We start from the raw sequence: 20709 nt of genomic DNA on the forward strand, positions 1-20709 counted from the left end.
TCGGGGAGGGCCTGTTTCTTCACGGGGGCATAGAAGTGAAATTCCTTGTGGACCACTTGTGCCCGTCGAAGGGCCGGGGTTTCCATCCGCAATACGGATGCCTTCTCGCCAGTCTTGAACCACGTTACGGACATGGATTCGGAACCAACGGATTTAGGAATGCGATGAAGGCACGCACCACAATTGCGGCGAGGCCGCAGCGGAAGAGATTCCTGGCCCGGACGCTGGGCGCGGCGGTCGTCGGCGCCCTCGCCTGGGTCGCCCTGGCGTCCGGCTCCGGCGGCGCCACCGCCGGGACGGGCGCCGCCGCGACCGTCGCGGACGACGCCCCCGGCTACGCGGTCGAGGACTTCGACTACCCGGGAGCCGACGAGATCCTGGAGGAGCGGGGCATCGTCCTCAAGCGCGGCGACGGCCACATCACCCTGGCCGACTGCGGGAGCGGCAGCGGCCTCCTGGAGATCATGGCCCGCAGGGAGGCGGCGAACATCTGCTTCCGGGTCGTCGGCAACTCGGGCTGGCTGACCATGGAGATCCCCGCCGTCTACGCCGTCAAGGGCAACGACTACGACACCGAGGTCGACATGACCGTCGGCTCCGAGGAGAAGTCCTTCGACATCGTCAAGAACACCTGGACCGCGGTGGGCGAGAGCGCCGAGGAGCAGAACCGCGAGCACATGCTCGTGGAGATCAGGACCTCCAAGTAGTGCCCGGGAGCCCGCGTTCCGGCCCCGGCCCCGACCCGTCGTCCGATCTGCCTCCGAGGAACTCACTCATGCGACCGACCAGACCCCTGCTCTCCTGGGCCCTCGCCGCGGCCCTGGCCGCCGGCCCCGTCGCCCTGAGCGCCGCGCCCGCCGCCGCCGTGACCGGCCCCGCCGTCTCCTCCGGTGACACCACCTACGCCTACACCGCCCAGATCATCGTCGGCGGCCACGACCGGGGCTGCTCCGGCGTCCTCGTCGACCGGGAATGGCTGCTCACCGCGGCCAGTTGCTTCGCCGCCGACCCGGTCGCGAGCCTCGCGGTCCCCGCGGGCAAGCCGCAGAAGAAGACCACCGCCACCATCGGCCGCACCAGCCTCACCGGCACCGCGGGCGCGGTCCGCGAGGTCGTGGAGCTGGTGCCCCGTACCGACCGCGACGTGGTCCTGGCCCGGCTGAACCGCCCGGTCACCGATGTCACCCCGCTCGCGCTGGCCACCACCGCGCCCGCCGCGGGCGAGGAACTGAAGCTCGCCGGGTACGGCCGCACCAAGACCGAGTGGGCGCCGCTCAACCTGCACACCGGCACGTTCTCGGTGGACGGCACCGACGCCACCACCGCCACGGTCACCGGCAAGGACAACGTTGCCGCGTGCATGGGCGACACCGGCGGCCCGCTGGTCCGTACGACCGGTGGCACGCCTCAACTCGCCGCGCTGAGCAGCCGGTCGTACCAGGGCGGCTGCTTCGGCATCGACGCCGAGGAGACCCGCACCGGCTCCATCGCGGCCCGCGTGGACGACCTGGCCGGCTGGGTGGACTCCGCGGTCGGCGCGGTCCGTATCACCGACTACAACTGCGACGGCGTCGAGGACATCGCGATAGCCGACCCCCGGGCCACCGTCGGCGGCGACGCCCAGGCGGGTCTCGTCCGGGTCGTGTACGGCGGCGGGAAGGGCATCGCCGAGATCACCCAGGACCTCGACTGGGTGCCGGGCGGCTCGGAGGCCGGCGACTGGTTCGGCGAGTCCCTCGCCACCGTCGACTACAACGAGGACGGCTGCACCGACCTGGTCGTCGGCACCCCCGCCGAGGACCTCGGCGGCGAGGCAGAGGCCGGTTTCGTCCAGATCCTGTACGGCGCGCCCGGCGGCCTCGGCACCGGGGCGCTGAAGGCCACGCACTTGGAGCAGGGCCAGGGTTCGGGCAGCATCGGGGCCTCCGCCTCCGAGGCCGGCGACCGCATGGGGGACTCCCTGGCGGCCGGCACCACCGCCGCCGGTGAACCGTTCGTGGTGATCGGCGTGCCCGGCGAGTCCATCGGCACCCTCGCCGAGGCGGGCATGTTCTTCTACGTGCGCGGCGGCACCAGCGTCTCCGTCCACCAGGACAGCACCGGCGTGCCGGGCACCGCGGAGGCCGACGACCGCTTCGCCGGCAGCGTCGCGGCCGACGCCAACCACATCGCCATCGGCTCCCCGGGCGAGGCCATCGGCACCGAGGCGGAGGCGGGCGCCGTGGTCGTCTTCAGCCACACCCTCAACTCCGAGAACCGCCCCACCGCGCGGTTCGGCCTCGACCAGAGCCAGGACACCGTCTCCGGCGGCGCCGAGGCGGGCGATCTGTTCGGCGATGCCGTGGCCCTCGCCCCGTACCGTCCCTCGGGCGCCGCGAGCGCCACCGAGTCGATCCTCGCGGTCGGCGCGCCCGGTGAGGACCTGACCATCGGCGGCGCCGACAAGGCCGACACGGGAGCGGCCTACACCTTCCGGGTCACCGCTGCGGGCACCTACAGCCAACTCGCCGGGTTCTCGCAGGGCACCGGCGACGACGACGTGAGCGGCACCGCCGAGGCCGGCGACCGCTTCGGCTCGGCGCTCTCCGCCGTGAACACCGCGCCCCGGGCGGTGTCCACCACGGCGACGATGAGGCTGGCCATCGGTATCCCGGACGAGGCCGTCGACTCGGTGGCGAATGCGGGCGCGATCCTCACCCTCTCGCTGCTCGGCGCCCCCGGCGCCAACGACCGCTGGCTGGAGGCGGGCAACACCGCCGGCATCCCCGGCCCGCCCGGGACCAACCAGTACCTGGGCAGGAGCATCCACTTCACCGGCACCCGCCTGTACGTCGGGATGCCGTACGGCCCGGGCACCTACGGGGCCCTGCACTCCCTGCCGCTGGCCAACGTGACCGCCGGCGCCACCGCCGCCCCGATCACCACGTACCAGCCCGGCCAGGGCGGCCTCCCGTCGGCCGGCTCCCGCTTCGGTCTCGCGGCGCGGTAGCCGGACCGGGCGCCCGCTCGACGCCCCACGGCGAGCGGGTCGGCCACGACCGGGATCCACCGTCGTGGCCGGCCCCAGCCCCGACCACCAGCAGCACGAGCAGCACCTCACACCCGAAAGGCGAGTACGACAATGCGACCATCGTCCTTCCTTGCCCGGTACCGGCGCATGGCCGTCCCGTTGCTGATCGTCCTCGCCGTGGGCGCGACCACCACCGGGACGGCACCCGCGCCCCAGGAGCCGGGGGCATCCTCCCGCCAGGTGGGCAGACTCGACCCGGCCGCGCCGGCCGGCGCTCCCACCCCCACCGAGACCACCGAGACCCGGCCCGTCACCCTGGCCGCCGGGGAGCAGTGCACACCCGTACGCCCCGGCTCCCGCGAGGGCAGGGCGGGTGCCGTGGAAGCCTGCGTCACCACGAGCACCACGCCGGTGCGGCAGGCCGGGCGGGGGGCTCCCGCCGCCGCGCGGCCGGCCGCCTCGGCCGCCGCCGACGACGAGGCCACCTGCACGATCACGATCCCCGGGATGTGGAACTACGGCCGCTTCGGCTACTGCGTGAACGGCCTGACCGTGCTGTACCTGCTCAGGGACGGCAACGGCAAGGAGATAGGCACCGGCACACTGGACGTCGCGACCAGTGCCCTTCTGCCCGCCGACCGTAAGACGTGGAACGAATACGTCACGGTGAGGATGACCGGTGCGACCGGGGCCGTCACGGCCCTGACCGCGAAGTTCCGGTCCGCGTGCTCGGCCGGCTGCAAGGCCACCAAGACCGCCCCCTGGTACGGGGGCGATCTGGTCAAGGACCAGTCCGTCAACGGCTTCGTGTCCTACTCCTCCACGCCGGCCGCCGGCGCGAAGGTCGAGTTCACGACGTCGTACCAGCTGTACGTGACCTCCCCCGGCGCCCAGATCACGGACCCGAGCGCCTCCTGGAGCAACCCGGAGCGGATCCGCTGCGACGACGACGTCCGGGACACGACCAGTTCCACCAGTACACCCGGCCCCGGCTGCGTCGTGCCCAGCGTCATGCCGGTCGTCAGGATGAGTGCGACCGCGCCGGGCTCGGCCGCGGCGGCCGGCTACCTGTGGGCCCAGGAGAACCTCGCCGACGGCTGGGGCCGCGACAAGCCGCTGACCCGGGCGAAGAGCGGCATCGCCGACCGCACGCAGCGCACCTGCGGGGGTTCGAAGCCCTTCGAGGCGAAGCCGGAATACATCGCGGACGACAGCTGCGGCGAGTTCCCCTTCGCGGCGACCCACGAAGGAGGTACCGACGGCGCCCGGTGCGCCGAGGTCATCCCCAACTACAGCAGCGGAGGGTGGGACCTCCTCGAACCGGAGGGCGGCACGGACCCGGGCAGCCCCTGCGCCCGCGTCCACGCCCCGCTCGCGGACAACCAGGCCGCCGAGGCGCAGCTGTTCGAGGGCTTCGTGAACCAGCGAGTGGTGGAGGCCGAGCAGTTCAAGGTCGAGATCACCAGCTCGACCCCCGAGCCTCAGGCGGCCTGCCTGCGGAAGCCACCGGCCGGGGCGCTTCCTTCCAGCAGCGGATGGGTGAAGAACACCACCGAACGGGTCCCGCTGGCCAACAAGACCGTCCCGCTCGGCCCGGCGGGCGACCGGGCGGCCACCGCCGTGACCTGCATCGCGAAGGACGTGAAGGAGGGCAGCCCGGCCGAAGGTGACATCACCGGCTGGGAGGACGCCCGGACGTTCGCCGCCACCCACTCCCCCGGAACCGGGCTCGCCCGGTGTCACCTGATAGCCAACATCCTCGGCGGAAGGGGCGGGGAGCGGGACGGTGGACCGCGCAATCTCGCCCCCTGCTGGCAGGTGGGTATGAACACCGGCACGCCCAGCATGCGGACCTACGAGTTCGCGGCCCAGAGGCTGGTGGGGGACAACGGCTTCGGGGCCAACGACGCGATCCTCTACCAGGTCACACCCCATTACCGGGACGCCACCAGCACCATCCCCGAGGCGGTCACGATGAGCGCTACAGTCGAGCGGGCGGACGGCACCTCACAACCGCTGTTCCCCACCGTCTACATCACCAACACCCAGCGCAACACGGGGCTGTTGAACCTCGGGAACTGATCCCCACCGCTGCGCGCCACGGGAGCCGGAATGAGTCGTACGACACCGCCGCGGCCGCTCGACGTCGCCGCCGTCTTCCCTCAACTGGCCCCGCTGGCACGCACGGCGACCCGGTTGCATCCCCGCCCCGGGTCCCCGTCACCGCACGACAGTTCCGTCGGCGGGCCGCTGCTGTGGCCCGCCGGCGAGCCGTGGCCGTACTGCGACGGCCCGCACGAGTGGGACGGGCTGAACGTCCCCCTCTCGCCGGAGGACGTGCGGGTGCAGCGGCACATCCGGGCGATGGTGGCGAGCCGGCCGGCCGGCATCCCCGAGATGTCCCGGTACACGCCCGAGGAGCGGGCGACCGACAACCGGATCAACGACGGCCGCCCGTGGCCCGAGGGCCCGATCGCCATGCTGCCCGTGGCCCAGTTGTACGTGCGCGACATCCCCCTGCTGCGCCCGCCAGGCCAGGCCGAAGCCGATCTGCTCCAGGTGCTGTGGTGCCCCTTCGACCACCCGGCCCACCCCAGGACCGCGCTGTTCTGGCGCTCCGCCGCCGAGGTCACCGATGTCCTCGGCACACCTCCCGAGCCGCCCGCGGTCCAGTTCCCCGGCTATGTGCCGGAGCCGTGCCTGCTCGCGCCGGAGCAGGTCACCGAGTACCCCAACTTCATGGAGCTGACCAAGGAGTTGCAGCAGCGGCTGAGGGACCGGAGCAGCTGGCAGGCGGCGGGCGCCGCGGTGGACAGCTCCTACGCCGACGCCCCGGAGGAGCTCTACAAGAAGTGGCTGTCCGTCTCACCCGGCTGGAAGACCGGCGGCTGGACCCGCTGGGGCCTCACCGACCCCATGGACCGGACCTGCGCCGCCTGCGGCACCGGGATGGACCCGCTGCTCACCATCGCCGCGTCCGAATGGAACTCCGGCACCGAGAACTGGGCCCCCGTCGGAGACCAGGCCCGCGACCCGCTTCCCCCCGGCACTCCCCCGGCCCACTACACCTCGATCGACCTCGCCGGGGGCTATGACCTGCAACTCCACGCCTGCCCGGCGTCCCCGGACCATCCGCACCTCGAACTGATCCAGTGAGCCCGACCCGCTACGGCCCAGCACGGCGCAACCCAACGGTTCACGCGCGTGTCCACACTGATTTTGTGTCTGGTTGATCGCCAAACCGCTGCTGGCCCTGTACGGACTTCGGATGCTCCGTGGTCTCAAAGCTGACGAACGGAAGACCCTTCTGTAGACGGCCGCTGTCGCGTCGGCTTCACGCCGAGATCCCGGACGACCAGGCGGCGGCACTTGTCGTGGTCGTAGCCGGCCGGTACCACGTCCGGGCGGCGTCGGGGCCGGCCGCGTTTGCCGCGCACCGGCGGCACGGCTTGTTGAGCCCCCTTTAAGGCCCGGATGTGGAAGCCGTCGACCGCCGCCCGGGAGAAGTCCAGGACATTCGCGCTGCGCAGCTTGGCGAGAAGGACCTCGTGCAGCCGCGGTCAGACGGACCACAGGCCCTGGGTGTCAGATCGGCAGGTCCCATCCGGGGCCGTCCTCAGTGCCGAGCCACACCCTCTGACCGGCTGCCGAGACCGTGATTCCAAACCGCTCCTGGTGCGGCTCGTTGGCAGCCTGCCAGCACCGCACGGCCCCTTCGACCTGATCCCACAGACGAACGGGACCCCGCTGGACAACGGTCCACCCACCTTGGGGGTTGGGGGCCGTCCGTGCCTGCGAACCGGTGGACACGTCCCAGAGGATCTGTTCCGCCCCCGCCCCCATGCGTTCGGCCGAGGGCGCCGCGAGCTGCGCGATCCAACCGCCCGTCCAGTCGTCGAGCTTCGCGGGGTCGATCTGGCTCGGACGCTCATCTCCAGGCAACAGGGCCAGCATCGGGCGGGGCGGGCGGTCGTGCGGCCGGGCGATCATAAAGCTGGTGTAGCCGGGCAGGAACCGGCCCGTGGCCTCCCCGGGGCCGGTCACGTCCAGCAAGATGAGGGCGTTGGCATAGCTCCACCCGGACAGCGTGACCAGGATCTTTCCCCCCGGCTGCACCTGGTGCAGCCACGGCAGCGGAATGTATCGGACCGAACAGGTGGCGACCAGCCGGTCGAACCGCCCCCCGTCCGGGTCGCCACGCAACCCGTCACCGATGATCAGCCGGGGTGCGAAACCGGCGGCCTTGAGCGCCACCGCCGCAGCACCACCCACCACCGGGTCGTACTCAATGCTGGTGAGGTTGGCGTCCCCGAGACGGTGCGCACCGAGGGCGGTCGAGTACCCGGTGCCGGTGCCGATCTCCAACACCCGGTGACCGGCCTCGGCGCCGAGTTGCTGCCACATACGCAGCACCAACGACGGCAGGGTGGAGGATGATGACGGGGAGCCGGTCACGGTCCCCTCGGTCACGTCGTCGGGCCTGATCCAACCGTCCAGTTGGGTGATCAGCGTTTCGTCGGAGTAGGCCCCCTCCAGCCATCCGGGCTCCCCCTCCCTGACGGGCCGGTAGCTGGTCGGAACGCTTCCCGTCACCGGCATGAAGTAGGACCCCGTGAACAGCTCGCGCGGAACCGCCATGACGGCGCCGCGCCAATCGGGTTCCGTCAGGGCGCTCTCTTCGGTGAGTCTGTCCGTCAGGGTGCGGCGGAGCCAAGCCGATGTGCTCACCTGTCGGGGCCTCTCTCCAGCTGGTCGGTCAGAGCATGGGCGATTGCCGCAGTGGTCTCCGCCGGCTGCCATGCCCATTGGCCGTTCGGGTTGCACTCAAGGAAGTACCACTCGCCCGCAGGGGTGACGGCGAGGTCGAATGCTCCGTAAATCAAACCGAGTTCGGCAAGGTAGGCAACGATCGCACGCGCGACCGCCCCGGGCACCTCCATCGCTGTGCACGTCATCAAATCCTGGCGGTAGCGCCAGTCAAGATCGGGGCTGTCGATCCGGAGCCCGAACAGTCGGCTACCTACGGCGGTCACCCGCACATCGAACGCCTTGTCGACCTTGGCTTGGAACATGTGTGGGCAGACGGCCACGGCATCGGTGATCTCGGTCCCGTGCACCTCGCGGACCCACACGCTGTGTGGCTGGCCGTCCACGCGGTAAGGCGTGTTCCACACTGGCTTGTAGACCACTCCGCCAGGCTGGTGGCTGGCGAATGTCCGCGCCTCACACGGGTCGTTGGTGATCACTGTGCTGGGCACCAAGAACCCGCAGCGTCGCGCGGTCGAGAGCTGCGCCGGTTTGAACTCGGCGGCTCGGTTGTTCCAGGGGTGATTGACGTAGCACGCGCCCGACAGTGACGCCAGGATGCCGCCCGCGCCCCACAGGGCTTGTTCCGCAGCGAACCGGCGGTCCTGGTCGCTCATCCCGGCCGGCCCCTCATAGGGCGAGGGCCTACGCACCCAGACGGACCGAACCCGGGTGGTGTCCAGTTCCCGGCTTGCCGTGCGCAGGGTGCCCTGCTGGCCGCCCGTACAGTAAGTGGCGGTCAGCGAGGCACCCGTGTGCAGGTCGGCGCCGGGGTCGAGACGGGCCACGGAAACCCGGCGCTCGGCAAGAAGCCGCAACACCACGTCCGCTGTCACGTCGTAGGGGTTGGTCAGCACCAGCACCGACCCGCTGTCACTCATCATCCGAACTCGGGTCCTGGTCGTACGACTCGGCACTGTCCGCGTCGGTCGCGCCCCCCGGACCGGACCCGTCACCGGGGGTGGTCGTGGTGGGCGTCAGGCCACTCGTGCTGGTGCCGTGCTTACCCAGCTCGACCGTCCGCCCGCGCTCGTCCACCGTGACGGCGATCTGCGTTTCGGGGTCGATCACGGGCGTGCACTGCGGGACTGTCGTGGTAGCCGCGTACGGACCCATTCGTTGCGTACCCCACGGTGCGGGCGTCTGCGTCATCTGCGCTGCGCCTCCGTTTCCTGGTGGTGCCGACAGTTCGACAGCTCGAACCACCTAGCGACTCAGTCGCCACGTGCGACGGGTACGGCTCGATGGCCGCGCCCTCTCAGGAAGCCGGTCGATCTGCGCTCGGCTCAGCAAGGGGACGAAGGTACTCACCGGCCGGACTCCCTAGCTCCGATGGGGATGTGAACGCGCAACAGCACGCCCTTGGAAGCGTAGAGCCATGAAAGCGAGTCGACCAGAATGTTTCTTGATATTTCTAGCAATACCCCGAGAGGGTGACCGTACGGGAAATTACTCGCCATCCTCCGGTGCATCGGGAGCGAGATCACTCACCACTCGATTGATGATCGCTCTCGCCGAACGGCCGTAGCTGGCGACGGCTGCGAGCGAATCAAAGATGCTGCTGTACAGGGCGAGTTCCTGGGGCTGGGCAAGGTTCAGCTCTGCCGAGAACGTCTCGACCATCACCCGGTCGTTGTCCAACAGCCAGAAGCCATGCGCGGGCGCGACCACGTACGCCGCCTCGAACCCGATGATGCCGAGCTTCACGTTGGGCAACGCCGAGAGCGCGACGAGTCGGTCGAGCTGCCCGAGCATGACTCCTGGCGGACAGAGCCGGTAGCGCAGCGCCGCCTCGGTCAGCACGAAGTGGAAACGTTTATCCGGCCGGTACAAGACCTCTTGACGCCGCATCCGCGCGGCCACGGCCTCGTTGATGTCGTTGCGCACCTTGAACACGGTGATGCTTTGAGCGAACCGTGCCCTGGCGTACTCGGTCGTCTGAAGCAGGCCGGGGACAAAGGTGGACTCGAAGCCCCGGAAGAGACGCGTCCGGGCGTCCAGGTCGGTGATCTCCTGCTGATGCGGCTTCAAGCCTGTCTTGAGCTGCCGCTGCCACTCTGCGTGCTGGACTTCGAGCGTATGCAGTGAAGCGAGCAGCGCTTCCGTCTGGCCTTCCTTGCCGGTGCTCCGCGTCCACCCACGGATGTCGTCGTCGGTCGGCGTCTGCCGGCCGTTCTCCAGCTTCGACACCTTCGAGGGTGGCCACGCCAAAGACTCCGCGAGCTGCCGACCGCTCATGCCGGCCTGCCGGCGAAGCTCACGGAGCCGTTTGCCCAGCGCGTCGTGTGCCTCGTGCACGCTGGTGACGCGAGTGGTTCTATGTGTCGGCGGCAAAGTCATCCCGTCGTGTGGCGAGGTGCCAGGCGGCATCACGCCAGTAATTGTGCTGCACGATCACGGCAGGATCTTCGATGATTTCACCGCCCAGGAAGTTCTCGTCGTCATCAAAGTGCATCCGCACCAGCTTGCGCGAGTCGAACAACCAGTAGTCGTAGTCCGGGAGATCGGCCGCTTCATTCCTCTTGAGGTAACGGATGTCCTCACCAGCGGCGTTGGTGTACCGCGAACAGAACACACCAAAGCGGCTGTAATCGGTGAGCGGCACCGTCACCACCCGCACGCGCATGAAGCGGCGGCCCTCGGCGGTGGTCTCCCGGATCATGGTCAGCCAGCTCTGGAACCAGTCCAGGTCGACCGTCTCACCCGCAACGAACCGACCCAGCGCTTCTGACTCGTTGGCGGACTTGTAGTGATCGCGTGTCTCCAGCCGAAAAGCCGTGTGCTCGAAGGTACGAAAGAGCTTGCTGAACTCGGGGCCGATGAGCAGGCTCAGCGCTCCTCCCCCTGTCCCAAGTAGCGGAGTGCGTACATCTTGAGTACGTCCTCCGGGATCTCGATGAGCGTCTCATGGTCGGGGACAGGCCCGACGTCGGCGAGCGCCTGAGGGTCCGTCACCTTCCACCCCTGCGCGATGCAGGTCTTGCGGTCGGTGCGGTCGGTGGCGAACAAGGTAGGCGAGTTGCCTTCCTGGGACTCCGGGTCTTTGCCGAGGAGCCGAGCACGCATGTCGTGTCTCCGTTGCTCGAAATTTGGCGAACCGTTCGCCGCCATGGTGTCGGACGGGCGGAACAGCCGTCAATGGAGCGAGGACCGCGCCGCCACACGGAACCGCACCCCTCCCCTGACGGCGGCCGGCCCGCCACCCGGGGAGGGCGGCGGGCCGGAAGTGGTACCGGTGTGGGCGTGCTCAGGCGGTGCGGAACTCTTCGGCGCTCACGGACGCGACGAAGGACGCGAACGAGTCGGCGGGGAACGCCAGTTGCGGACCGCTCGGGCTCTTGGAGTCCCGCACGGGAACCACACCGTGCGAGGCGACGAGGTTGACGGCGACCTCTACACAGGTACCGCCGTTGCCGCTGTAGGAGGAGGTGAACCAGCGAGGAGATGCGTCGGTTGTCACAGGATGCCCTTTCGTACCTCGTTGATCAGGGCCACGGATGCCGCTTGGGAGAGCGCTTCGGCCTGTAGTTGATGGTAGGCCCTCACCAGGGGCACCACGGTAGGGATATCGCGGTCCAGATATCCCCGGGTCTGCGACTCGACATAGGAGACCACGGACCGGTCCGCCAGGGTCAGCAGATTGACCACCCTGCTGAACGGGCACCGCTCTCCTATGGCGAAGGGGACGATCTGGAGCATCGTGTACGACTGATCGGCGAATGCGACCAGCTGCGCCAACTGGGCGCCCATGACCTCGGACCCGCCCACCATCCTGCGGATACAGCTCTCGTCCAATACGGCGATCACGATGGGCGGGTTGGGCCGTTCCAGCGCGGCCTGCCGCTCCGCCAGGAAGGTGAGCCGTTCCTCGGCCTGTTCGGGCGGGATCGTTCCGCGCTTGACGTTCGCCGCCTCCACGGCCGCCGCGTACTCCGGCGTCTGGACCAGCCCAGGGATGGCGCCGACTTCGAAGATACGGATCTCCACGGCGCGCTCCTCGCATCGCACGTACTCCGGGAAGCCCTCCAGCAGGCTGCCCTGCCGAAGATCGCGCCACTCGCGTTCGAATTCATCTCCAACGTCCAGAACGAGATCAGCGCGGCGCGCGAAGCGCAGAGTTGGCGGTTTGCGACCAGTTTCGACAGCGGACACATGCTGTCCTGAATATTCCATCTGGTCCCCGAGGTCGTCCTGCGTCACCCCGCGCGCCTCTCGCACGCTGCGTAAACGCGCTCCGAACGCGGCTCGTGGCGATGCTTCCGGGTTCAGTTCCTTGCGGTTGACCATGGCATGGCTCTCTCTTCAATCCCTGCTGCCAGGTTGCTTGGTTTTCCGAGAGTAGGCGACCCTGAACGCGCTTGGTAGTGGATTCGCTACGGAGAGGAGTCATTCGTGTCCGACGACAGGGTTCCCGCCACGTCGCAGCAGCCCCCGCGTACCCCGGCCCCCGACGGGCCCAAGTCCCCGGTAGAGCGGCGTTCTTCCGGGATCACGCCGGTCCCGCCGTACCCCCCGGTCGACCTCGCCCCCGAGCCCGGTTGCGATCTCTGTGCCTGGTGGGACAGGCGCCGGGAGAATGCCCAGATCGGGATCGATTCGGCGACGCCGCTGGAGTGCGCCCGGCAGATCGCCTCGCACCCCCACCGCAGGGCGGGAGACCTCAGGTGACGTCCGGCGCGCGCGACGGACGGTGTTACCCGGCGCGCCGACTCCAGCGTCTCCAGGCGAACGTGCCTGTCCCCGGGCAGGAACTCCGGGTGGGCATGGCGGTGTTCGACCACAGGACGGACATGCCCGGCTTCATCCGTTCCTTCGCCGGATCGGTGGTCCGCCTGGTCCGGCCCTCGGGCCACACCTGGGAAGCCCCCCGGTTGTCGGTCCGCCCGGCGACCGAGCGGGAACAGACACAGCTCCGCGCCCTCGCCGCCCTGCACCGCAAGCAGCGGCCTCCCGCGCGGAGGGAGGGATGAGCGCCGCCCCGCTCTACCGCCTGACTGTGATCTGCGAGGGGCCGGTCAACGGCACGTGGGTACACGTCGTCCTCGCCGCCCGACAGGCGGCGTCGCCGGACCGCGCCCTGTCCTTCCTGCGCTCTCAGGCCCGGCGCATCGCCGACGGACTCGACCCCGACCCATGGTCCGTGTGGGCCCCTCCGGGCACCCTTGTCCCTGTAGGCCCGCCTGTCCCGGACGCCCTCACCGAACTCCGCTGCTCGTGCGACGACTTCGTGGCTCAGGAGAAGGCGCGGAATCATCTCCTCGCCGGGGCGGCGCTCACCTTCCGCGCCGCCGACCACACCGGGCTCTACCTGCTCACGGCGGTGCCCGTACCCGCGTACCGCCCGTCGGTCCCGGTGCCCCGCCCCGGCCGCCGAAGGCACCGCAGACCCCGCTGGTACGACCGGTTCCGCCCACGGCGACGCCCCGGCCGGATACGGGCTCGGGGTGACGCGAGCCCGGCCCGCCCCCGCGAGGAGAGGGCGGGCCGGGGCCGGTGCGCGAAGGTCAGGCCGGCGACGGCAGCCTCGGCAGCCGGTGGACGTCGCGGGCCGTGCCCGTCACCCCGGAGAGGAAGCCCTGCGCGCGGGGCGACGCCGTCTCCTTGAGCCATTCCGGGGCTATGTCGAGGACCGCGACCCGTACGCCCGTGCCCGTGAGGGCCAGCGGCAGGGTGTGGACCACCGTGGAGGGGAAGCTGAGGACCATGCGGCCGATCGGGCCGCGGCGGGCGATCAGCTCCAGGGGCAGATCGGGGCGGACGATCTCCAGCCCCGTCGCCAGGTGCAGCCGGTGGAGTTTGTCGACGTGCTCCCGGCGGTGGGCGAAGTAGCGCGTCGCGCCGTGCGTACGGGCGAGCGCGGTGACCGCCTCGGTGTACTGGTCCGCGTCGACCACGCCCGTCTCGACCAGCGAGGTGCCGACCATGTCGGCGCCGGTCGTGATCCGCGGCGGCCCGAAGGTCGCGCGTGTCCAGGCGAAGGTGTTGGCCGTCACGGTGATGCCTTCCGGCACCTCCTCGACCGGCATCGAGGTGAAGACCTCGACCGTGCGGGCGGCCGACGGCATGAGCCGCCGGCGCGCGGCCGCGGTGACCGGTGCCAGGACCAGTTCCCGCGGCCCGCGCGAGCCACCGCGCCGGTGCCAGCGCACCAGCCGCTCGCCCCGGGCGAGCTGCCCGATGAACTCCATCGTCGCGGTGCCGTCGTCGACGACCGTCAGCTCCTTGGTCTGCACCAGGGCCAGCAGGAGCTGTACGTAACGGGAGAACGGGTCACCGATGACGACCCGGTCCGCCTTGCGCAGCAGTGGTGCCAGCTCCCGTACCGTCCGCAGCGGCGCCCCCGCCCCACCGCGCGCCTCCTGCCAGCGCACCGTGAACCCCGCGTCGCGGGCCAGCTCGGCCACCCGGCGGAGCTGGCCGCGCGACATCGGGTCGGTGGGCGACAGGACGACGATGGTGAGCGCGTCGGCCGTGCTGCTGAGGTGCGCCCACTCCAGCACGTTGAGCAGCTGGACCGGGCTCTCCACGAAGGCGATCGTGGGGGTGGCGGGGGCATCGGAGAGGGAGACGTCCGCGGTCGCGGGCGTCACAGCGGTCTCGCTCTGGTACGGGGAGCTGCCCCCGCCGGCACCGGTCATCGCGTCAGACCGCCACCGGCTCGGCGGCCTCGGCGACGACGCCCGCGACCCGGCGGAGCTTCTTCATCGGGCCCAGCTCCGACTCGTACACCTTCTTGACGCCGTCACCGAGGGACGCCTCGATGGTGCGGATGTCGCGGACGAGGCGCGACAGGCCCTGCGGCTCGACGGAGGCGGCCTGGTCCGAGCCCCACATGGCGCGGTCGAGGGTGATGTGACGCTCGACGAACGTGGCGCCGAGGGCGACGGCGGCGAGGGTGGTCTGCAGACCGGTCTCGTGGCCGCTGTAGCCGATCGGGACGTTCGGGTACTCGGCCTGGAGGGTGTTGATCACGCGCAGGTTGAGCTCCTCGGCCTTGGCCGGGTACGTCGACGTGGCGTGGCAGAGCAGGATGTTGTCGCTGCCCAGGACCTCGACCGCGTGGCGGATCTGCTTCGGCGTCGACATGCCGGTGGAGAGGATGACGGTGCGGCCGGTGGCGCGCAGGGCGCGCAGCAGCTCGTCGTCGGTGAGGGAGGCGGAGGCCACCTTGTGGGCGGGCACGTCGAACTTCTCCAGGAAGGCGACGGCCTCGGTGTCCCACGGGGAGGCGAACCAGTCGATGCCGCGCTTGGCGCAGTGCTCGGCGATGGTGCGGTACTCGTCCTCGCCGAACTCGACGCGGTGGCGGTAGTCGATGTACGTCATCCGGCCCCAGGGGGTGTCGCGCTCGATGTCCCACTGGTCGCGCGGGGTGCAGATCTCCGGGGTGCGCTTCTGGAACTTGACCGCGTCACAGCCCGCCTCGGCGGCCACGTCGATCAAGGCCAGGGCGTTGTCCAGCTCACCGTTGTGGTTGATGCCGATCTCGCCCGTGATGTAGACGGGGCGGCCGGGGCCCGCGGTCCGGGTGCCGAAGTTCCGCAGACGGGAAGGGGAGTTGGTGCTCATGGCGGTGCGTCCTTACTTGTTGACTGTGTGGAGGGTGTGGGGGGCGGAGGAGGCGGAGGGCTCCGGGAGAACCGGGGAGTCCGGGGGAGCCGAGGGGGTGACCTTGAGCGACGGGCCGAGCAGCCAGCCGGCGATCTCCCTGATGGCTCCCTCGCCGCCGGGCTTGGTGGTGACGGCGCGCGCCGCGGCGCGTACCTCGTCGTGGGCGCTCGCGACGGCCACCGGCCAGCCGGCGAGGCCGAAGCAGCCCAGGTCGTTGACGTCGTTGCCGACGTAGAGGACCCGCTCGGGCGCGATGCCGTGCTCGTCGCACCACTGCTTGAGCGCCAGGTCCTTGCGGTCGATGCCGTGCAGCACCGGCACCTGGAGCTTGCGGGCGCGGGCCGCGACGACCGGGTTCTGCTCGGTGGACAGGATGAGCAGTTCGAGGCCGGAGCGGCGCAGCGCGGCGATGCCGAGGCCGTCGCCGCGGTGCACGGCGACCGTTTCGCGGCCGTCGGAGTCGATGTGGACCTTGTCGTCGGTCTGGGTCCCGTCGAAGTCGAGGACGACCGCGTCGACATCGTCGTACGAGGGGAGGACCTGCGGGTCGAGGAGCGGCGCGAGGAGCCGGGCGCGGGCCAGGTCGTGCGGGTCGTCGATCTCCAGCACCCGCGCGGGGTCGGTGGGGACGAGCGCGGTGCGGCCGAAGAAGCGGTGGCGCGCCTCGCGGAAGCCGTCGGCGCGCATCGCGTAGGCGGCGCCGGTCTCCAGGTACTCCTGGGGGCGGTCCTGGCGGCGCGGCCGGTTCGCCTTGTCGTGGTTGACGCCGTAGCCGTCGGGGCGGGCGAGGCCCGCGCCGTCCTGGCGCCAGACGAAGCCATGGGTGGGCGCGACGGTCAGGGCGGTGTCGGCGCCGTCCTCGGTGACGGCGCCGGTGACGCCGTCGAGGTCCTCGGCCGTGAGGAACGGGCTGGTGCACTGCACCAGCAGCACGACGTCCGGTCCGGCGGCGTCGTCGCCGCGCATCGCGCCGTACGCGTCCATCGCGTGCAGGACGGCGGCCTCGCTGGTCGCGGTGTCCCCCGCGATCGCGGCGGGGCGCAGGACGACATCGGCGCCGGCGGCGCGGGCCGCGTCGGCGATCAGGCCGTCGTCGGTCGAGACGACGACATCGGTGACGCGCCGGGCCGCCAGGCAGGCGCGGACCGCCCGGACGACGAGCGGGACGCCGCCGACGGGGGCGAGGTTCTTGGCGGGAACGCCCTTGGATCCACCGCGTGCGGGGATCACCGCGAGGACGGTCATCGGTACTCCGTAGGGGGGTTGGGGGTGCGCGGCTCGTGCGGGGTGAGGCAGGTGGGGACGGGGGCCGGGGCCGGTGGGTGCGCCGTACGCGCGGTCACAGCTCGCCCATCCGGCGGATGACCGGCGCGACGCGCTGCACGCCGTGCCGGTAGGCGCCGCGGGCCGCTCCCCGTACCGCCTCGCGCAGCACGCGCCGTACGCCTCCCGCGCTGTCCTCGGCGGTTCTGGCGGCGGCGGGCAGCGGAGTCCCGTCCGCCGCGAGGTGGTAGCGGGCGAGCAGGCCCGGCAGGTATCCGGGTGCGGTGGTCGCGGTGTAGTACGGGCTGATCTCCGGGAGGTCACCGGCGGCGGCCCGCTCCGTCAGCTCGGTGACGCGCCCCCGCGCCGTGTCGAAGGCCTTCGCGTACGAGCCGTCGGCGGCGACGCCCTGCCGGGCCGCCCAGTGCGCGTCGGGGACCGGGCGGCCGCCGCCGTCGAGCTGGTCCCAGGAGGCGAGGCACCCCGAGCCGATGAAGTGGTGGTTGCCGAGCGGCTCGCGGACCCCGAAGTCGGTGAGGATCGCGGTGGGAACGGAGCGGTGCAGGGACTCCAGGGCGGCCGTCGAGGAGACGGTGACCAGCAGGTCCGTACGGTCCAGGACCTCGCCCATGTTCCCGTACACCAGGCGGAAGTTGTCCGGCAGCCCGCCGGGCATCTTCTCGGCGAGGCGCTGGTACGGGAACTCCTCGATGTGCGTGGTGTGTTCGCCGGGCTTGCTGCGCAGCTTGAGCAGTACCTCGCGGCGCGGGTGGAGCCTGGCGTGCTCGACGAGGCGGCGCAGCAGGTACGTACGGTCGGCGCGGGTCGCCGGCACGGACGGCTGGGCGGCGAAGACGAGGGTGTCGCGGCCTTCCTCGGGCTCGTAGCGCGCGCCGCCGAGGAACGGCAGCGCCGCCTCGGTGACGGCGGAGGCATCGGCGCCCACGCCCTCGTACACGGCGGTGAACCGGTCGGCGTCGTAACGGGAGTTGGCGAGGACGACGTCCGCGCCGTGCCGCAGCAGCAGCCCGTCGGAGAGCTTCTCGTAGACGACGCCGACATAGCCGGTGACGACGACGGGCCGGTCGGCGAGCTTCAGCGCGGCGATGCCGTGCAGCATCGCCTGGACGGCGCCGCCGACGAGGGCCAGCACGACGATGTCGTACGACTCCTCGCGCAGCGTTCTCAGGAAGGCGGTGCCGGTCACCTCGCGCAGGGCGTCCGCCTCCGCGCCGACCTCCGCGAGCTGGCGGGCGGTGGGCGTGGCTCGGCCGCGCAGCAGGAAGCCGCTGAGCTCTGTGGGGCGGCCGTCCGGGGCGATGCGGCGCGCGGTGAGCGCGCCCCACTTCCACCGGGTGTCGGAGTCGGCGAGCACGGCGACCCGGACCGCTTGGCTGATAGGTGATGGCACGCCGAGGACGTTAGGAAGCCATTTCGTTTCCCGGCCCAACTCAATGGCAATGGAGGGTTAACAACACATCTACGAATGGCGTCGCACCCCGGGAAACGGGCGGAACGGCCGCCTCCCGCGGCCGATTCACTGTTCCGACACTCTTCGTTCATCTGGCATGCCCCGCGAAGTAAGCCCTGGTGACGGCATACCCCCTAGCGTCGGCCGGGTGGTGAAGCTCTCTGTTGTCGTGCCGTTCTACAACGTGCGGACATATGCCCCCGAAACCTTGCGCAGCCTCCAGGCGAATACGCGTGCCGACTTCGAATTCCTGCTTGTCGACGATTGTTCGTCGGACGGTACCGGCGAGATTCTGGAGCGGGCGGAACGCGAACTGCCCGGCGCCAAGGTGATCAGACATGAGCGGAACGGAGGACTCGCCACCGCGCGCAACACCGGTCTCGACGCCGCGTCGGGTACGTACATCACCTATCTGGACGGCGACGACTGGGTGGTTCCCGGCTATTTCGAGCAGCTGCTCGCGGCGGCCGAGGAACTGGACTGCGATTTCGTCCGTACCGATCATGTGCAGTTCACCGGAAAGTCCCGGGCGGTGCACCGGGTCCCGGTCGGCCGGCGCTCCACGGTGCTGAACCCCCGGGACGCGATCCTGCCCGCCGACCGGTCCACCTCGGTCGACTACGCCTACGCGTGGGCCGGGATCTACCACCGCCGGCTGGTCGACCGCGGGCTGCTGCACTTCACGGACGGGCTGCGCACCGCCGAGGACCGGCCCTGGATCTGGCGGCTGCACCGGGAGGCGGAGTCCTTCGCGGCGGTGAGCCTGCACGGGGTCTTCTACCGGCGCGGGGTGACCTCGTCGCTCACCCAGATCGGCGATGTCCGGCAGCTCGACTTCATCCGGGCGTTCGATCAGGTCGTGGCGGAGACCGCCGCGGACCGGGACGCGGACCGACTGCTGCCGAAGGCCGTACGGACGTACTGCGCGGTCATGGCCCACCACCTTGGCTCCATCGAGAGGTTCGAACCGCCCGTGGCACGTAAACTCCGCTCGCTCAGCGCGGCGGCCCTCAAGCGCATTCCGGCGCCGCTCCTCACGGAGACGCTGGACTCGATGGACTCCGCGCGGGCCGGGCGTCTGCGCCGGATCCGCCGGCGTCCGGTCGCCCAGCGGGGACCGGAGGCGGCAGCCTGATGAGCACGTCGGCCACGGGCACCACACAGCTCTTCTTCGCCTGTACGCAGTACGCGGCGGCGACCGTCACGGCGGCGATCCGGGCCGGGCTGTTCGGCCCGCGCGCGGAGCACCGCAGGATCCTCGTCATCAGCGACACCTCGTCCGCCCCGGAGCTGGGCACCGCGCTGGAGACACTGCCCGGTTTCCGCCCGCTGCGGCCGGAGTACGACGAGATCCGGTCCTGGAACGACTTCGTCCGGCCCTTCCACCCGGCCGGCTGGTCCCCGCGCGAACAGGACACCTCGCTCTGGCAGCGGGCCGTCCGGATGGCCTGGGGGCTGGGCGACGCTCCGGTGGAGATCGCCTGCGAGTCGATCCAGGCCAACCCGTCCCAGGCGGTCGCGGCCGTCTTCGGGGACAGCCCGATCCATGTGTACGCGGACGGCCTGATGAGTTACGGGCCCACCCGGAGCAAGCTCGACCCGCTGATCGGCGGACGCGTCGAGCGGCTGCTGCACCTGGATCTCGTACCGGGTCTGAAGCCGCTGCTGCTGACGGAGTTCGGCGTCGAACCGGAGATCATCCCGGACGAGACCTTCGTCAAGGTGCTCGCCGAGATCGCGGACGCGGAGAGCGCGGCGGACACCGGCCTCGGTGGGGCCACGCCCGGTGACTCCTCCGACGAGCCGCCCGCGCTCATCCTCGGCCAGTACCTCTCCGCGCTCGACATCCTCACCGTGGCGGAGGAGGAGGAACTGCATCTGGGGATGGTCAGGGGCGCGATCGCCCGGGGCCACCGGAACGTCGTCTTCAAGCCCCATCCCTCCGCGCCCGCGCAGTGGTCGCGGAGGCTGGAGGAGGAGGCCGCGGCCCTCGGGGCGACCCTGACGGTACGGTCGGGCCCCGTGCTGGCCGAGGTGCTGTACCAGCGGCTGCGCCCCGCCCTCGTCATCGCCTGCTTCTCCACGGCCCTGTTCACGGCGCACGCCTTCTACGGGCTGCCGGTCGCGCGGACGGGCACGGAACTGCTGCTGGAGCGGCTGGCCCCGTACCAGAACAGCAACCGGGTGCCGGTGACGATCGTGGACGCGCTGCTGCCGCCGCTGCAGGAGACCGCGGGCGCGGAGGGTACGGACGCGGCTCCGGGCGGGCCCGCGCCGCACCAGCCGTACGAGCCGCTGCCGGAGCTGGTCGCGGCCGTCGGGTTCGCGATGCAGCCGCAGATCTACCGGAATCTGCGCCCGGCCGCCGAGGGCTTCCTCTCCCGGCATCTGACCCCGCGCACCTCGGTCTACTTCAAACGCCGCAGGCTCGCGGTGCTGGCGCTGCCGGGCGGTGTCCCCACCCAGCTCGCCTTCATCCCGCGCAACGCGACGGTACGCAGGGTCGCCCGGCACGCGCGCTCGATCAAGAAGGCCACCCTGGGCTGAG

The 20709-nt window shown here is 70.7% G+C and carries 20 protein-coding genes and 1 pseudogene; 8 read left to right on the plus strand and 13 right to left on the minus strand.

Annotated elements, in window-relative coordinates:
• Positions 1–164 precede the first annotated feature (164 nt).
• The 4 genes from AB0P17_RS35725 (at position 165) to AB0P17_RS35740 (ending at position 6166) form a co-directional block, all read left to right on the plus strand.
• Positions 165–707, plus strand: coding sequence for a hypothetical protein (locus AB0P17_RS35725; RefSeq protein WP_365817801.1), 543 nt, complete (start codon positions 165–167; stop codon positions 705–707).
• A 68-nt stretch (positions 708–775) separates the two neighbouring features.
• The gene (locus tag AB0P17_RS35730; RefSeq protein WP_365817803.1) at positions 776–2989 is read left to right on the plus strand and encodes a trypsin-like serine protease; all 2214 of its coding nucleotides are present in this window, start codon (positions 776–778) and stop codon (positions 2987–2989) included.
• A 168-nt stretch (positions 2990–3157) separates the two neighbouring features.
• On the plus strand, positions 3158–5092 hold the full coding sequence (locus AB0P17_RS35735) for a hypothetical protein (RefSeq protein ID WP_365817805.1): 1935 nt from the start codon (positions 3158–3160) through the stop codon (positions 5090–5092).
• A gap of 30 nt (positions 5093–5122) precedes the next feature.
• A complete protein-coding gene (locus tag AB0P17_RS35740) occupies positions 5123–6166 on the plus strand; it encodes a hypothetical protein (RefSeq protein WP_365817807.1) in 1044 nt (347 codons plus the stop codon).
• Positions 6167–6339: 173 nt separating this feature from the next.
• On the opposite strand, the pseudogene AB0P17_RS35745 reads toward AB0P17_RS35740, so the two are convergent.
• The 9 genes and pseudogenes from AB0P17_RS35745 to AB0P17_RS35785 all read right to left on the minus strand — a co-directional run.
• A pseudogene (locus AB0P17_RS35745) lies at positions 6340–6588 on the minus strand (hypothetical protein); the annotation flags it as partial.
• 7 nt (positions 6589–6595) lie between these two features.
• The gene (gene tgmC / locus AB0P17_RS35750) at positions 6596–7738 is read right to left on the minus strand and encodes an ATP-grasp peptide maturase system methyltransferase (RefSeq protein ID WP_365817809.1); all 1143 of its coding nucleotides are present in this window, start codon (positions 7736–7738) and stop codon (positions 6596–6598) included.
• Positions 7735–8697: an ATP-grasp ribosomal peptide maturase gene (gene tgmB, locus AB0P17_RS35755; RefSeq protein WP_365817862.1), complete on the minus strand. Its 963-nt coding sequence runs from the start codon at positions 8695–8697 to the stop codon at positions 7735–7737. The genes tgmC and tgmB overlap by 4 nt, the downstream gene beginning before the upstream one ends.
• On the minus strand, positions 8690–8968 hold the full coding sequence (gene tgmA / locus AB0P17_RS35760; protein WP_365817811.1) for a putative ATP-grasp-modified RiPP: 279 nt from the start codon (positions 8966–8968) through the stop codon (positions 8690–8692). Before tgmA ends, tgmB begins: the two co-directional genes overlap by 8 nt.
• Before the next feature lie 297 nt (positions 8969–9265).
• The gene (locus AB0P17_RS35765; RefSeq protein ID WP_365817813.1) at positions 9266–10114 is read right to left on the minus strand and encodes a helix-turn-helix transcriptional regulator; all 849 of its coding nucleotides are present in this window, start codon (positions 10112–10114) and stop codon (positions 9266–9268) included.
• 19 nt (positions 10115–10133) lie between these two features.
• Positions 10134–10649 carry a DUF6879 family protein gene (locus AB0P17_RS35770; RefSeq protein WP_365817864.1) on the minus strand — a complete coding sequence of 172 codons (516 nt, stop codon included), beginning with the start codon at positions 10647–10649 and terminating at the stop codon, positions 10134–10136.
• The gene (locus AB0P17_RS35775; protein WP_365817815.1) at positions 10646–10882 is read right to left on the minus strand and encodes a hypothetical protein; all 237 of its coding nucleotides are present in this window, start codon (positions 10880–10882) and stop codon (positions 10646–10648) included. The genes AB0P17_RS35770 and AB0P17_RS35775 overlap by 4 nt, the downstream gene beginning before the upstream one ends.
• Before the next feature lie 181 nt (positions 10883–11063).
• On the minus strand, positions 11064–11276 hold the full coding sequence (locus AB0P17_RS35780) for a DUF397 domain-containing protein (RefSeq protein WP_365817817.1): 213 nt from the start codon (positions 11274–11276) through the stop codon (positions 11064–11066).
• Positions 11273–12103: a helix-turn-helix transcriptional regulator gene (locus AB0P17_RS35785; RefSeq protein ID WP_365817819.1), complete on the minus strand. Its 831-nt coding sequence runs from the start codon at positions 12101–12103 to the stop codon at positions 11273–11275. Before AB0P17_RS35785 ends, AB0P17_RS35780 begins: the two co-directional genes overlap by 4 nt.
• Positions 12104–12208: 105 nt before the next feature.
• Between AB0P17_RS35785 and AB0P17_RS35790 the strand changes: the two genes are divergently transcribed.
• A complete protein-coding gene (locus AB0P17_RS35790) occupies positions 12209–12484 on the plus strand; it encodes a hypothetical protein (protein ID WP_365817821.1) in 276 nt (91 codons plus the stop codon).
• Between the two features lie 95 nt (positions 12485–12579).
• Positions 12580–12786 (plus strand): hypothetical protein, encoded by a 207-nt coding sequence (locus tag AB0P17_RS35795; protein WP_365817823.1) that lies wholly within the window; start codon positions 12580–12582, stop codon positions 12784–12786.
• Between the two features lie 534 nt (positions 12787–13320).
• Here AB0P17_RS35795 and AB0P17_RS35800 read toward each other — a convergent pair.
• From AB0P17_RS35800 to AB0P17_RS35815, 4 genes are all read right to left on the minus strand, one after another.
• Positions 13321–14454, minus strand: a complete 1134-nt coding sequence (locus AB0P17_RS35800) for a hypothetical protein (protein WP_365817825.1) — start codon at positions 14452–14454, stop codon at positions 13321–13323.
• A 4-nt stretch (positions 14455–14458) separates the two neighbouring features.
• On the minus strand, positions 14459–15385 hold the full coding sequence (locus AB0P17_RS35805; protein WP_365817827.1) for an N-acetylneuraminate synthase family protein: 927 nt from the start codon (positions 15383–15385) through the stop codon (positions 14459–14461).
• A gap of 12 nt (positions 15386–15397) precedes the next feature.
• Positions 15398–16672 (minus strand): N-acylneuraminate cytidylyltransferase, encoded by a 1275-nt coding sequence (locus tag AB0P17_RS35810; RefSeq protein ID WP_365817829.1) that lies wholly within the window; start codon positions 16670–16672, stop codon positions 15398–15400.
• A 94-nt stretch (positions 16673–16766) separates the two neighbouring features.
• Complete coding sequence (locus AB0P17_RS35815; protein ID WP_365817831.1) at positions 16767–18101, minus strand: DUF6716 putative glycosyltransferase; 1335 nt, start codon at positions 18099–18101, stop codon at positions 16767–16769.
• A 208-nt stretch (positions 18102–18309) separates the two neighbouring features.
• Here AB0P17_RS35815 and AB0P17_RS35820 point away from each other — a divergent pair, with 208 nt between their 5' ends.
• Together AB0P17_RS35820 and AB0P17_RS35825 are read left to right on the plus strand one after the other, a co-directional pair.
• Complete coding sequence (locus tag AB0P17_RS35820) at positions 18310–19296, plus strand: glycosyltransferase family 2 protein (RefSeq protein ID WP_365817833.1); 987 nt, start codon at positions 18310–18312, stop codon at positions 19294–19296.
• Entirely contained in the window at positions 19296–20708 is a 1413-nt protein-coding gene (locus AB0P17_RS35825; protein ID WP_365817835.1) for a polysialyltransferase family glycosyltransferase, read from the plus strand. Before AB0P17_RS35820 ends, AB0P17_RS35825 begins: the two co-directional genes overlap by 1 nt.
• Position 20709: the final 1 nt, after the last annotated feature.

Origin of the sequence: Streptomyces sp. NPDC088124, assembly GCF_040685895.1 — a bacterium.
Lineage (GTDB): Bacteria > Actinomycetota > Actinomycetes > Streptomycetales > Streptomycetaceae > Streptomyces.

Coding starts and splice junctions, on each gene's coding strand:
- AB0P17_RS35740 (WP_365817807.1), top strand. CDS start 5,123: ATGAGTCGTACGACACCGCCGCGGCCGCTCGACGTCGCCGCCGTCTTC.
- tgmA (WP_365817811.1), bottom strand. CDS start 8,968: ATGACGCAGACGCCCGCACCGTGGGGTACGCAACGAATGGGTCCGTAC.
- AB0P17_RS35805 (WP_365817827.1), bottom strand. CDS start 15,385: ATGAGCACCAACTCCCCTTCCCGTCTGCGGAACTTCGGCACCCGGACC.
- AB0P17_RS35775 (WP_365817815.1), bottom strand. CDS start 10,882: ATGCGTGCTCGGCTCCTCGGCAAAGACCCGGAGTCCCAGGAAGGCAAC.
- AB0P17_RS35735 (WP_365817805.1), top strand. CDS start 3,158: ATGGCCGTCCCGTTGCTGATCGTCCTCGCCGTGGGCGCGACCACCACC.
- tgmB (WP_365817862.1), bottom strand. CDS start 8,697: ATGAGTGACAGCGGGTCGGTGCTGGTGCTGACCAACCCCTACGACGTG.
- AB0P17_RS35725 (WP_365817801.1), top strand. CDS start 165: ATGAAGGCACGCACCACAATTGCGGCGAGGCCGCAGCGGAAGAGATTC.
- AB0P17_RS35730 (WP_365817803.1), top strand. CDS start 776: ATGCGACCGACCAGACCCCTGCTCTCCTGGGCCCTCGCCGCGGCCCTG.
- AB0P17_RS35800 (WP_365817825.1), bottom strand. CDS start 14,454: ATGACCGGTGCCGGCGGGGGCAGCTCCCCGTACCAGAGCGAGACCGCT.
- AB0P17_RS35810 (WP_365817829.1), bottom strand. CDS start 16,672: ATGACCGTCCTCGCGGTGATCCCCGCACGCGGTGGATCCAAGGGCGTT.
- AB0P17_RS35785 (WP_365817819.1), bottom strand. CDS start 12,103: ATGGTCAACCGCAAGGAACTGAACCCGGAAGCATCGCCACGAGCCGCG.
- AB0P17_RS35795 (WP_365817823.1), top strand. CDS start 12,580: ATGGCGGTGTTCGACCACAGGACGGACATGCCCGGCTTCATCCGTTCC.
- AB0P17_RS35825 (WP_365817835.1), top strand. CDS start 19,296: ATGAGCACGTCGGCCACGGGCACCACACAGCTCTTCTTCGCCTGTACG.